Raw genomic sequence first — 11,596 nt, 5'->3', positions numbered from 1 at the left:
TCTTTATTTTGAGTGTTTATCTTGTTGTTTTTCCGGCACTGGATCATATCCGCCGGCATGCAAAGGGTGGCATTTTAATATGCGTTTAATAGATAACCAACCGCCTTTTACTAATCCGTGCGTTTTTAATGCGTCTATAGCATACCAAGAACAAGAAGGATGGAAACGACATCGTTGCCCTAACATAGGGGAAATGAACCATTGATAAAATTTTATCAATGCCAAAGGCACTGCAATTAAGAGTTGCCGCAACGCTTGTTTAATTTTTTCCATAGCTTGTCCAATGTAGCGAAAACTTCTTGGTTGCTAAGGTTGTCAGCGCCAGACTTGCCAATAACGATAATATCGACATTGGGTAAGTTGTGCTGTTTATGCCTAAAACTTTCTCTGACTAATCGCTTCAAACGATTTCTATCGTGAGCTTTACGGATACGTTTTTTCGCGAGCGTAATGCCTAAACGAGGAGTTGAAAGTGTATTTTTTCTGGCTAGGACAGTAAAAGAGGGAGATACAGCTGGGGTTGCGTTATCAAACACATAGGTAAAGTGGGTGGGAGTTAACAGACGTAACTCCCTAGAAAAATTATTCTCGCCCACTTTGGCGTCTTTCAATTAAGCTGAAAGACGAGCGCGGCCTTTTGCACGGCGAGCTGCTAGTACTTTACGACCATTTTTAGTCGCCATACGAGCACGAAAACCGTGAGAACGCTTGCGCTTTAGATTGCTCGGTTGAAATGTTCTTTTCATGACCAAAGTCTCACTTATATTTAGTTAAACATAGGCGTTTTTGGTAACACATTATGCTGTTGCCAGAACAATGTGGTGTTTTCACCAGAAAAGCCCATCGAAAAAGGACGCTGAATTCTAGAGATCTCGGGGCGTGCTGTCAATGCATATTCTCGCTTTTCGGATGAATAAGTGAACAATTTTTGCATTTTCTAACCGATAGCTTAATCGATAACGCAGTTTTCGTACAAATCGTCTGTGAATAACGCGTAAAATTTGGTTAGGTTATCCACAGTGCGTTGTGAAAAACACAGAGATAGATATAAAAAGCAAGGTGATCTAACGGTTTTTTAGCACAAATTTAGAATGAATTTTTCTCGTTATAGTTTGATTTGATCTAAAAGAAAAAGTCATAACAATCAGTTACTTGTTGTTTTGATCGAAAAGATCGAACGGGATCACCATTTACATTGTGTTGATAAAGTAAGATAATCCACAGCGATTAAAACGATAACTTAATTTCTCGCTGCTACCCAACACTTCCAACGCTATTTTCTTCTAATGGCGCTTTTTAGTGCCTGCTTTCTTTATGCTTGGCTTTTCAGGAGTTGGTTTTTCTAGCGAGTTACGGGAGCTAACTACGTACCATGTCCTTGTGGAACCAATGCCTTGAAAGATTGCGTCAAGAATTACCAACGCAGCAGTTTAGTATGTGGATACGACCGCTTGTTTGTGAAGAACAACAAGGCGTGGTTGCACTCTATGCTCCCAATCGCTTTGTACTTGATTGGGTAAGAGACAAGTACCTGAATAATATTACCGCACTACTAAAAGAGTTTGCCGGAAGTGACGCACCACAATTGCGTTTAGAAGTGATGAATCGTCACAGCGTAAGCCGTAGTCAGCCTGTAAGTACCAGCGGATCTTCGCCTGCTCCAAATACGCCTAATAATCAACCAAGTAAGCCTAGTGCACCTGCGGGCGGTCAAGGGTATCAGAACTATAATACTAGTAATCAGCCTGTTCACAGCGGCAGTAATGGGCAGCACACATCGTCTTATTCACCAATGTCGAATAGCGGTATGCCATCATCGGCAAGCCAAGCGGGTGATCAAGGACAAAACAATGCGTTTTCAAAATCACCTTCATACACACAGGGTATGGATCTAAATGATCGCGGTGCGCAAAACCACGACCGTAATGGATATAATGCATACGCAGATCAAGCGCCAAGATCGTCTACACCGCCGAAAGTGATCCCGATCCCTGAGGCGATGAAGCATAAAAGTAATATTAATCCGACTTATCAATTCGACAACTTTGTCGAAGGTAAATCTAACCAGCTAGCACGTGCGGCTGCAACTCAAGTCGCAAATAACCCAGGCGGTTCTTACAACCCACTGTTTATTTACGGTGGTACGGGCTTAGGTAAAACTCACTTATTACATGCAGTGGGTAATGGCATCGTAGCTAATAACGGTGACGCTAAAATTGTGTATATGCATTCAGAGCGTTTCGTGCAGGATATGGTTAAGGCACTGCAAAATAACGCGATAGAGGACTTTAAGCGCTTCTATCGCAGCGTTGATGCGTTACTTATCGATGATATTCAATTCTTTGCTAATAAAGAGCGTTCACAAGAAGAGTTCTTCCACACGTTCAATGCGCTTCTTGAAGGTAACCAACAAATCATACTTACTTCTGATAGATATCCTAAAGAGATTGATGGGGTAGAGGATCGATTGAAATCGCGCTTCGGTTGGGGTTTAACTATTGCTATAGAGCCACCAGAGCTTGAAACCCGAGTGGCTATTTTGATGCGCAAAGCGGCAGAGAACCGGATTCACTTACCTAATGAAGTGGCGTTCTTTATAGCTAAGCGATTGCGTTCAAACGTACGTGAGCTCGAGGGTGCACTTAACCGTGTTATTGCTAACGCAAACTTTACCGGTCGCCCTATCACTATTGATTTCGTTCGCGAAGCGCTTCGAGACCTTCTCGCACTTCAAGAAAAATTGGTAACCGTTGATAATATTCAGAAAACCGTCGCAGATTATTATAAGATAAAAGTAGCTGATATTTTGTCTAAACGACGTAGTCGTAGTGTGGCGCGTCCTCGCCAAGTCGCGATGGCGCTGGCCAAAGAACTTACCAACCACAGTTTACCTGAACTAGGAAACGCGTTTGGTGGACGAGACCATACTACGGTTTTACACGCTTGTAGAAAAATAGAGCAGCTAAGAGAAGAAAGTCATGATATAAAAGAGGACTATAAGAACCTCATTAGGACTTTGTCTTCCTAACACCACGACCTTAGAGGCGAGATAGCACTGCGATGAAATTTACTATAAGCCGCGAACAATTTTTACAACCCCTACAGTTGGTATCTGGTGCTGTAGAGCGTAGACACACACTGCCAATTCTTTCCAATGTTCTCATCAAAGTAAGTGAGGACGCACTTTGGCTTACTGGTACAGATTTAGAAGTAGAACTAATTTCTAGCGTGAAATTAGAAGGTGAATTCACGGAAGGTGAGATTACTGTTCCTGCTAAAAAACTGTTTGATATTATTCGCGGTATTTCTGAAGGAACAGATATTCATTTCTCGTTAGACGGCAGCAAAGCACTTATTCGTGCCGGTCGAGGTCGTTATACGCTTTCTACTTTATCTGCCAACGACTACCCAAATCTAGAAGACTGGGAAGGCGAAGTTGAGTTTGAATTATCGTGCAGTGATCTAAAACGTCTTATTGATGCAACAAGCTTCTCAATGGCTCAGCAAGACGTACGTTATTACTTAAATGGTATGTCCCTTGAGACGGAAGAGAATATCATTCGTACCGTTGCAACAGACGGTCACCGCCTTGCACTTTGTCGCCTAAACTATGAGACCGCTTTGCCATCTCGTCAGGTAATTATTCCACGTAAAGGCGTGTTAGAAATTTCTCGTCTTATTAGCGAAGATGACAAATCTCTTAAGGTGCAAATAGGCGCAAACCATCTTCGAATTTTCTCAAACGATTTCATTTTCACTTCGAAATTAGTTGATGGCAGATTTCCTGATTATCGCCGTGTTTTACCTCAAAATGGCGACAAGGAAATTATTGCGAGTAAAGCTGTATTAAAAGAAGCTTTTTCACGTGCGGCCATTCTATCTAACGAAAAGTTTAGAGGCGTACGATTAAACTTGTCTTCTGGTGAGCTTAAGATAACGGCTAATAACCCAGAGCAAGAAGAAGCGGAAGAAATCGTTGATGTTCAATATCAAGGTGACGATTTAGAAATTGGCTTTAACGTTGCCTATCTAATTGACGTATTGAATGCGCTTGGATCTGATGGCGTTAAAGTGAGCCTATCAGACTCAAACGCGAGTGCGCTAATCGAAGATGATGCTGATGACGCCGCGTTATACGTTATTATGCCAATGCGACTGTAGTCACTACTACATTAAGTGTTTGCAGCGTTTCGCATATTCCACGTTATTTTGTCATTTAAATTATCAATTCAAGAAGCGATGAGTGTTGATACTCCTCGCTTCTTTTCTTTCATCAGTGTGACCTCATGAAACTGGACCGCGTCCAGATTACACAGTTTCGTAATCTTAGTTCCGTATCACTTTCTCCTTCACCAGCGTTGACTATCATTAAAGGCGTGAATGGGAGTGGGAAATCCTCGTTAATCGAAGCACTTTATTACCTAGGCTTTGGACGTTCTTTTAGAACAAATAAACACAGTTCGGTTATTCAAAATGAGAAAGACAGCTTCAGTGTTTTCGCGTCATGCAAAACTGAAGAAGGGGATGAATTAAAGCTAGGTTTTCAACGAAGTAGAAATGAGACATTCACCTGTAGTATTAACGGTGAACATTCAAATAAGTTATCAGATTTAGTTAGCTTGGTACCACTTCAACTTTTTACTCCGCAGAGTACTGACCTTATAATTGGTTCGCCTTCCGAGCGTCGACGTTTTTGTGATTGGGGATTGTTTCACGTGGAACATCAGTTTCAATCACTTGCTAATCAGTATGGTAAATTTTTAAAACATAGAAATGCCTTACTGAAACAGCAGGCAAATTTAAGCGCACCACAAAATCAATATTGGGAGTCTCAGTTCTCAGTACTAGGTGAGTCTCTATCGGCTACTCGTCAGGAATATGTGGACACCCTCACGCCTATTTTTAAGCAATATGCGCAAGAATTTCTTCCTAACTTCGATGTGGAATTAAGTTACCATAAAGGGTGGGAAAAAGATGTCGGTTTATCAGAAAGCCTAGTTAAAAAACGTGAGTATGATGGTAAAATAGGACATACCTCTTCTGGGCCCCATAAAGCCGATTTACGGCTTAAAGTAAATGGGGTAAACGCCCAGGAGCTTTTATCGAGAGGACAGCTTAGAATGGCTGTGGCAGCGCTTCAAATGTCACAGACTAAGCTATTTAATAAGGCAACGCAGCGCAAAAGTATCTTTTTACTTGATGATGTAGGTGCCGAACTAGATGCCGATAAAAGAGAACAATTTATTGATGGGTTGCTCAAAATGGATACGCAGGTTTTCGTTACTGCAATAGAATCCACGCAACTCGCTTTTATACAAAAATACAACGAAAAGAAAATGTTTCACGTGGAACATGGAAGCGTGAAAGAGGAGTAAAAGCTAGTATGTCAGCAGAGAACAACTACGACTCGTCCAGTATTAAAGTACTTAAAGGATTAGATGCCGTAAGAAAGCGTCCTGGTATGTATATCGGTGATACTGATGATGGTACCGGATTACACCACATGGTTTTCGAGGTGGTCGATAACTCTATCGATGAAGCACTTGCTGGACATTGTTCTGAGATTACTGTGCTCATTCACAGCGATGGCTCAGTATCTGTGTCTGACGATGGACGTGGTATACCAACTGAATTGCACCCAGAAGAGGGTGTGTCTGCAGCTGAAGTTATTATGACGGTTCTTCACGCCGGCGGTAAGTTCGACGATAACTCTTATAAAGTGTCGGGCGGTTTGCACGGTGTAGGTGTATCAGTAGTAAACGCACTTTCAAGCCGACTGAAGCTTCGTATTCGTCGCGGTGGTAAAGCGCATGAACAAGAATATCATCATGGTGTTCCACAGGCGCCACTAGCAGTAACAGGCGATACAGACAAAACGGGAACTATGATCCGTTTCTGGCCAAGTTCAGACACCTTCACAGATACGCTTTACCACTACGATATTCTTGCTAAACGTCTTCGTGAACTATCATTTTTGAACTCTGGTGTGTCTATTCGCTTGAAAGACGAACGCGATGGAAAAGAAGACCACTTCATGTACGAAGGTGGTATCAAAGCGTTCGTTGAGTACCTAAATGAAAAGAAAACACCTGTTCACCAGAAAGTGTTTCATTTCAGCAGTGAACAAGAAGACGGTATTGCAGTAGAAGTAGCGATGCAATGGAACGATAGTTTCCAAGAGAACGTGTTCTGTTTCACCAACAACATTCCTCAGCGCGACGGCGGTACTCACTTGGCGGGCTTCCGTGGAGCGTTGACGCGTACATTGAATAACTATATGGAAAAGGAAGGCCTGAACAAAAAGGCTAAAACGAATGCCAGTGGTGACGACGCGCGTGAAGGTCTAACCGCGGTTATTTCCGTTAAAGTACCAGATCCAAAATTCAGCTCACAGACTAAAGATAAGCTTGTATCTTCTGAAGTTCGTCCAGCTGTTGAATCGGCAATGAATGAAAAGCTAGCAGAGTTCTTATTAGAAAACCCTGCAGAAAGTAAAATTATTGCGGGTAAGATTATTGATGCTGCTCGTGCTCGTGAAGCTGCACGAAAGGCCCGTGAAATGACACGCCGTAAAGGTGCGCTCGACTTGGCTGGTCTGCCGGGTAAGCTAGCTGACTGTCAGGAAAAAGATCCTGCACTTAGTGAATTATACATAGTGGAGGGTGACTCTGCGGGCGGTTCAGCTAAGCAGGGTCGTAACCGTAAAAACCAAGCTATTCTGCCGCTTAAAGGTAAAATCCTAAACGTTGAGAAAGCGCGTTTTGATAAGATGCTTTCTTCTCAGGAAGTTGCGACGCTTATCACGGCACTAGGTTGTGGTATCGGTCGTGACGAGTATGACCCTGAAAAATTACGCTATCACAGCATCATTATCATGACCGATGCTGACGTAGATGGTTCTCACATTCGTACGCTTCTACTCACATTTTTCTATCGTCAAATGCCTGAAATCATTGAGCGTGGATATGTATATATTGCACAGCCACCGCTATACAAAGTGAAGAAGGGTAAACAAGAGCAGTATCTTAAAGATGACGATGCGCTAACTAACTACCTAACATCAATCGCAATTGACGGTGCGTCTTTGCACACCAGCGATGAAGACCCAGGTATTAGTGGTGTAGGCCTTGAAAACCTTGTTAAGCAGTACCAATCGGTAGAGAAGATGATTGCACGTATGAAACGTCTTATGCCTGCATCTATCCTCTACAGAATGCTTTACACGCCTACGCTAAACCTTGAAGACCTTAAAGATCAATCTGCACTAGAGCATGTGGCGAAACACTTCGTAGAGCAGCTTACAGAGCGCGAAAACGATGGTGCTACATACCGTTATGAAATTCGCACTGATGCTGAACTTAGCGAGTACTACATTACAATCATTATGCGTATGCACGGAATTGATTATGAGTACATTATCGATCATGAGTTCATCGAGTCGTCTGAATACCAGCGTCTTAAAGAGCTTAACCTTGCCATTAACGACATGATGGGCAAAGACGCCTATATTCAGCGTGGCGAACGTAGACAGCCAGTTGAGTCTTTCAAAGAAGCCCTAGAGTGGCTAATGAATGAAGCGAAACGCGGCCAATACATTCAGCGCTATAAAGGGCTAGGTGAGATGAACCCTGAGCAACTATGGGAAACCACCATGGACCCAGAAAGCCGCCGTATGCTTCAAGTTACCATTGAGGATGCCATTGGTTGTGACCAGCTGTTCACTACATTGATGGGTGACCAAGTTGAGCCTCGTCGAGAGTTTATCGAAGCTAACGCGCTGAAAGTGGAAAACTTAGACGTGTAGAGCTTTTAGCTATTTGAAAAAAGCGACCCAATGGTCGCTTTTTTTGTGCCTAAGCTCAGGTGAATTACTCGTACAAAACAGAGAACTTTTTATTGGCATTGAATGTGAGGCAAGAGTCTTTACAATGAAAAAAGCTTGGTGAATGCCGCTACTACTACACGGCACTCAAGTCTAAACTTTAGAAACAACCAGAGCGACTTCCCCCGCACTTGCTGCTGTTGCTGTAAAGCGATAGGTGCCAGTTGAGGAGGGGGTAAATTGCAAGTTCTCTGAGCCCTGTTCACAGACTAAATAAACAGTGGAGCCTAACATTACAGGCTGCCCTTTATATTTGCCGCCACAGCTTTGTGAGGGCGTCCATTTTGCATCTGACAACCTAAAATCATAAGGTTGTCCGTCGGCTATGAGTTCAACGTCCACTGTCCAGCCTGAATTTGATCGTTTGAACTTGTAACTTGGGTCAGCCTCCCACCAGTTAAACACACCTCTAAGAAACATGTTTTCGAATTGAATGCGAGGCACGTCCGGTGCTATTTCAGGAATTTTAAAACTTCCACTGCTTGAGCATGCTGAAAGTGCTATGCACATAGAAGCAATAGTTAGTAACTTTTTCACAGCGTCTCCATTTATAAAAAAGCCCAACGTTAAGGCTGGGCTCTTTGTTTTTCGCGGCATAAAACCGCGCTAACTCTTACTAGCCTACGACTTCGCGAGAATAGATATATCTGCGGTAGTAAGGAAAAGTTGCCTTAAAAGCGACAGTAAAGCAAGTCGGTTATTCTTAACCGCATCGTCATCAGCCATAACCATTACGTTATCGAAGAAGTTATCGATTACATTACGTAAGGTTGCAAGCGCAGTAAGAATACGCGTGTAGTCCTGTGAAGGAACAGCAATATCAACTTCTTCCTGTGCGGCTTTCAGCTCAACATAAAGCGCTTTTTCAGCTTCTTCAGCTAACAGTGACTCATCAATATTCACTGTGTCTGTCACTTCAACGTTCTGCTTAGCAAGGATGTTTGCAACACGCTTGTTAGCGGCAGCTAGCGCTTCGGCTTCTTCCAATGCTCTGAACTTATCAACTGCATGAACTCGGGCTAAGTAGTCAGCTGGCTTAGTAGGGCGACGAGCAGCAACGGCCTGAATAACGTCAATGGCGATAGCTTGATCTTGTAGGAGCGCAGTAAATCGACCCAATACAAAATCAACAACCTGAGATTGTGTTTCTGCATTCGTTAACTTATCGCCATACACATCGATAGCTTTGCTTACTAGCGTTTCAAGATCTAGCGGCAGTGACAGCTCAGTGACAATACGTAATACACCGATAGCTGCACGACGAAGCGCAAATGGGTCTTTATCACCCTTAGGTAACTGGCCAATACCAAAAATACCCACAAGAGTATCTAGTTTGTCAGCAAGCGCGACCGACGCGCTAACGCCTGAACTAGGAAGTGCGTCACCAGCAAAACGCGGCATGTATTGTTCATACAGTGCTTCTGCAACAGGCGCATCTTCACCGTCGTTTAGCGCATAGTATTTACCCATAACACCTTGAACGTCTGGGAACTCCATAACCATGTTCGACATCAAGTCGGTTTTAGCTAGAAGACCTGCTCGTGCAGCTTGTGTTTCATTCGCATCTATTTGCGACGCGATAAACGCCGATAGGGCAGATATACGCTCAGACTTTTCTTTTAGCGTACCAAGCTGTTTTTGAAACAACACGGTTTCTAAGCTTTCAAGGCGGCTTTCTAATGTCGTCTTTTTATCGCTGTTAAAGAAGAACTCAGCGTCTGCAAGACGAGGCCGGATAACCTTTTCATTGCCTGAAATAACTTGAGAGGCATCGCGACTTTCGATATTCGTTACGAATAAGAAAGTGTTTGAAAGTGCACCATCGCTATCTAGCAGCGGCACATATTTTTGGTCGTCTTTCATGGTATAGATAAGCGCTTCTTTCGGTACTGCTAAGAAAGCCTCATCAAACCCAGCTTGAAGTACAACCGGCCACTCTACAAGTGACGCGATTTCTTCTAGTAAGTCTTCATTATAGTCTGGCTTAAGCGACAAGCTTTGCGCTGCGTCTTCAAGCTGCTGACGCACTTTATCTTTACGCGCCTCAAAATCTGCCAGCACATATTGTTGCTCAAGGGCAGAGGCGTAATTGTCAGCATGATCAAGTTCAAAGCGACCTGCGCCATGGAACCGGTGACCCTGAACAACGCGGCCGCTTGTTAAGCCCAATACAGAAACATTAACCACTTCGCTTCCGTAAAGCACGCAAAGGGTGTGAACTGGGCGTATAAACTGAGTATTGTAATTACCCCAACGCATTGGCTTTGGAATAGGTAGCTTGCTTACCGCTTGGTTTATCAGCCCTTCTAGAAGCTCTGCAACTGATTGCCCTGGAACGTGGGCTTTATGAAGTAACCACTCTCCTTTGTCAGTTACAAGGCGCTCTGCGTCAGCAACGTCAATGCCGTTACCGCGCGCCCAACCTTGTGCTGCTTTAGTGGGGTTACCGTCGGCGTCAAACGCGGCTGATACAGCTGGGCCGCGTTTCTCTACTACTTTGTCAGCCTGACCTTCAGCAAGACCTGAAACATAAACGGCTAAGCGGCGAGGAGCTGCAAACCAGCTGACTGAATCAAAGCTTAAGTCAGCTTGCGTAAGCGCAGCTTCAAACTGCGTGGCGAAGGCTTCACCTAAAGATTTAAGCGCTTTTGGTGGGAGTTCTTCAGTACCTAATTCAACTAAACAATTTTCTGTACGCACGCTTATGCCTCCTTGTTACATAGTGGGAAGCCAAGTGCTTCACGTGCTTGGTAATAGCTTTCTGCACACGCTTTGGCTAGCGTTCGAACGCGAAGAATATAGCGCTGGCGTTCAGTCACTGAAATAGCATGACGAGCATCAAGCAAGTTAAATGCGTGTGACGCCTTCATAACCTGCTCATAGGCAGGAAGTGGAAGGTTGTTTTCGATAAGCTTTTGGCTTTCTGCTTCACATTCGTCGAAGGTTCTAAATAAAGCTTCAACGTTGGCGTGTTCGAAGTTATACGTCGATTGTTCTACTTCGTTTTGATGGAACACATCGCCATAGGTCACTTTGCCCATAGGGCCGTCAGTCCAAACCAGGTCGTAGATACTATCGACACCTTGAACGTACATGGCGAGTCGCTCTAAGCCGTAGGTAATTTCGCCGGTAACAGGCTTACACTCTAGACCGCCTACCTGCTGGAAGTACGTAAACTGAGTTACTTCCATGCCATTTAGCCACACTTCCCAACCTAGACCCCATGCACCAAGCGTGGGTGATTCCCAGTTGTCTTCTACGAAGCGAATGTCATGAACCAGCGGATCGAAACCTAACTCTTTCAAAGAGCCCAAGTACAACTCCTGAATATTGTCAGGTGAAGGCTTAAGCATTACTTGGAACTGATAGTAATGTTGTAAGCGGTTTGGGTTCTCACCGTAACGACCATCGGTTGGTCTACGGCACGGTTGAACATAGGCGCTACTCATTGGCTCTGGACCTAAAGAACGTAGGAACGTCATAGGGTGAAAAGTACCGGCACCCACTTCCATATCCAGAGGCTGAATAATAACGCAGCCCTGACGCGCCCAATAATCTTGAAGCGCAAGGATCAACCCTTGAAAGGTCTTAATATCGTATTTCTGCATACATCCGCTGCTTGTTAGTTATCTGACTTAAAATAAAGGTGGGATAGTATACAATTTGTGAGGCATAGTATGTAGGTGTAAAGGGTGAAAAAACGTCACGAATAAA

Annotated in this window: 11 protein-coding genes; 4 read left to right on the top strand and 7 right to left on the bottom strand. The window is 43.8% G+C overall.

Features of this window, described 5'->3' with window-relative positions:
- Positions 1 to 3: 3 nt before the first annotated feature.
- Genes yidD through AWH61_RS20145 form a run of 4 tightly spaced genes read right to left on the bottom strand, consistent with a single transcriptional unit; the run spans position 4 to position 934 of the window.
- Positions 4 to 252, bottom strand: coding sequence for a membrane protein insertion efficiency factor YidD (gene yidD / locus AWH61_RS11550; protein ID WP_014951464.1), 249 nt, complete (start codon positions 250 to 252; stop codon positions 4 to 6).
- Positions 237 to 596, bottom strand: a complete 360-nt coding sequence (gene rnpA, locus AWH61_RS11545; RefSeq protein ID WP_015000154.1) for a ribonuclease P protein component — start codon at positions 594 to 596, stop codon at positions 237 to 239. Before rnpA ends, yidD begins: the two co-directional genes overlap by 16 nt.
- A gap of 15 nt (positions 597 to 611) precedes the next feature.
- Positions 612 to 746, bottom strand: a complete 135-nt coding sequence (rpmH, locus tag AWH61_RS11540; protein WP_014290886.1) for a 50S ribosomal protein L34 — start codon at positions 744 to 746, stop codon at positions 612 to 614.
- 20 nt (positions 747 to 766) lie between these two features.
- Complete coding sequence (locus AWH61_RS20145; RefSeq protein WP_155279887.1) at positions 767 to 934, bottom strand: hypothetical protein; 168 nt, start codon at positions 932 to 934, stop codon at positions 767 to 769.
- 438 nt (positions 935 to 1,372) lie between these two features.
- Here AWH61_RS20145 and dnaA point away from each other — a divergent pair, with 438 nt between their 5' ends.
- The 4 genes from dnaA to gyrB all read left to right on the top strand — a co-directional run bounded on the left by dnaA (position 1,373) and on the right by gyrB (position 7,804).
- On the top strand, positions 1,373 to 3,028 hold the full coding sequence (gene dnaA / locus AWH61_RS11535; RefSeq protein WP_039228897.1) for a chromosomal replication initiator protein DnaA: 1,656 nt from the start codon (positions 1,373 to 1,375) through the stop codon (positions 3,026 to 3,028).
- Between the two features lie 32 nt (positions 3,029 to 3,060).
- Entirely contained in the window at positions 3,061 to 4,161 is a 1,101-nt protein-coding gene (gene dnaN, locus AWH61_RS11530; RefSeq protein ID WP_012516526.1) for a DNA polymerase III subunit beta, read from the top strand.
- A 125-nt stretch (positions 4,162 to 4,286) separates the two neighbouring features.
- Entirely contained in the window at positions 4,287 to 5,375 is a 1,089-nt protein-coding gene (recF, locus tag AWH61_RS11525; protein ID WP_075177143.1) for a DNA replication/repair protein RecF, read from the top strand.
- A gap of 8 nt (positions 5,376 to 5,383) precedes the next feature.
- Positions 5,384 to 7,804, top strand: a complete 2,421-nt coding sequence (gene gyrB / locus AWH61_RS11520; RefSeq protein ID WP_075177142.1) for a DNA topoisomerase (ATP-hydrolyzing) subunit B — start codon at positions 5,384 to 5,386, stop codon at positions 7,802 to 7,804.
- Positions 7,805 to 7,975: 171 nt separating this feature from the next.
- Here the strand turns inward: gyrB and AWH61_RS11515 are convergent, their stop codons facing one another.
- The 3 genes from AWH61_RS11515 to glyQ form a co-directional block, all read right to left on the bottom strand.
- Complete coding sequence (locus AWH61_RS11515) at positions 7,976 to 8,419, bottom strand: hypothetical protein (protein ID WP_039234509.1); 444 nt, start codon at positions 8,417 to 8,419, stop codon at positions 7,976 to 7,978.
- Between the two features lie 84 nt (positions 8,420 to 8,503).
- A complete protein-coding gene (glyS, locus tag AWH61_RS11510; RefSeq protein ID WP_075177141.1) occupies positions 8,504 to 10,582 on the bottom strand; it encodes a glycine--tRNA ligase subunit beta in 2,079 nt (692 codons plus the stop codon).
- Positions 10,583 to 10,584: 2 nt separating this feature from the next.
- Positions 10,585 to 11,490, bottom strand: a complete 906-nt coding sequence (gene glyQ / locus AWH61_RS11505) for a glycine--tRNA ligase subunit alpha (RefSeq protein WP_014996763.1) — start codon at positions 11,488 to 11,490, stop codon at positions 10,585 to 10,587.
- Positions 11,491 to 11,596 lie beyond the last annotated feature (106 nt).

This window comes from Alteromonas sp. W12 (genome assembly GCF_001924945.1).
Lineage (GTDB): Bacteria > Pseudomonadota > Gammaproteobacteria > Enterobacterales > Alteromonadaceae > Alteromonas > Alteromonas macleodii.
The sequence above is the reverse complement of the archived record's forward strand: the minus strand, read 5'-3'. Positions and strand labels throughout refer to the sequence as shown.

Bases quoted from the DNA above. Each gene is read 5' to 3' on its own strand.
- rpmH (WP_014290886.1), bottom strand. From the start codon at position 746: ATGAAAAGAACATTTCAACCGAGCAATCTAAAGCGCAAGCGTTCTCAC.
- AWH61_RS20145 (WP_155279887.1), bottom strand. From the start codon at position 934: ATGCAAAAATTGTTCACTTATTCATCCGAAAAGCGAGAATATGCATTG.
- dnaA (WP_039228897.1), top strand. From the start codon at position 1,373: ATGTCCTTGTGGAACCAATGCCTTGAAAGATTGCGTCAAGAATTACCA.
- dnaN (WP_012516526.1), top strand. From the start codon at position 3,061: ATGAAATTTACTATAAGCCGCGAACAATTTTTACAACCCCTACAGTTG.
- recF (WP_075177143.1), top strand. From the start codon at position 4,287: ATGAAACTGGACCGCGTCCAGATTACACAGTTTCGTAATCTTAGTTCC.
- gyrB (WP_075177142.1), top strand. From the start codon at position 5,384: ATGTCAGCAGAGAACAACTACGACTCGTCCAGTATTAAAGTACTTAAA.
- glyQ (WP_014996763.1), bottom strand. From the start codon at position 11,490: ATGCAGAAATACGATATTAAGACCTTTCAAGGGTTGATCCTTGCGCTT.